A 554-nucleotide genomic window follows, 5' to 3' on the forward strand; every position below is an offset into this window, starting at 1 on the left:
ATCAAAGAAGGTGATGGAGAAGATTTTTGATATTGAGAGGTTCGGCGGTACTAAGCGACACTACAAACTGTTAACACGGGGTGTACAAGGGAATGCCCTCATGACTGTTCTGGGAATACAAAAAATATTGGGGTATCCTCTGCAAATTCAATCGCAAAATACACTATATACTATTGACGTGGTTCAAAACGATCTCTTGGGACAATATGAAATCAAAATCGATAGAAAAAAAGTGGAAAATAATGGTGGGCTGTCCATCTTTCTTTCAATTCCGCCTGAAGCATATGTCGGTGATATAGATGATATGAAAAATGTGTTCGTCAACTTCATAGAATTAAATCCACAGGCAAATCTCTCTTTTTTTACACCAGATGGAAATTATATCTTCAAAAGCAATGGGTACGGGAACAACAGGCTTGACTTGGGTAGAAACGCCACAACAGGAAAGGTAATTTGGTTTGCTAAGAATGATTTCTTTGACCGCCTGAGAGCAGATGCCAGAATCAATCCAGAAATGTCAGTTAAAAATTTTATAGGGGAATTTTATGGTCTTT

Annotated in this window: 1 protein-coding gene; it reads left to right on the forward strand. The window is 37.9% G+C overall.

Annotated features, from left to right (window positions below; translation table 11 throughout):
* Positions 1 to 554 (forward strand): hypothetical protein (locus U9O96_02350; GenBank protein ID MEA2053949.1); only part of this gene is annotated, 554 nt, incomplete at both ends.

The organism is Candidatus Thermoplasmatota archaeon, assembly GCA_034660695.1.
Classification (GTDB): domain Archaea; phylum Thermoplasmatota; class E2; order UBA202; family DSCA01; genus JAYEJS01.